Raw genomic sequence first — 264 nt, forward strand, 5'->3', positions numbered from 1 at the left:
GCTAGAACCATTTGATTACCCGGCAAACGATCCGGGTCCGGAAACGCTGCTGACATCGAAATCGCCCGCCAAAAACGTCGAAAACCTGCACCGCGCCATGGGCGAGATCACCAATTACACCGGCATCATGAATTATCAGGGCGGCCGCTTCCTCTCCAATCCGGATGCGATGGAGCCCGTGATGCGTGATATAGGCAAGCGCGGCCTGCTGTTTCTCGATGACGGCTCCTCGGCACAATCGAAGACCGAAGCCGTCGCCAGGGG

At 58.3% G+C, this 264-nt stretch carries 1 protein-coding gene; it reads left to right on the forward strand.

The features are described from left to right. On the forward strand, window positions 1–264 hold a 264-nt coding region (locus tag SB659_RS19745), incomplete at both ends, for a divergent polysaccharide deacetylase family protein (RefSeq protein ID WP_410551640.1).

It is taken from the genome of Arthrobacter sp. SIMBA_036 (genome assembly GCF_046535135.1).
Taxonomy (GTDB): domain Bacteria; phylum Actinomycetota; class Actinomycetes; order Actinomycetales; family Micrococcaceae; genus Arthrobacter.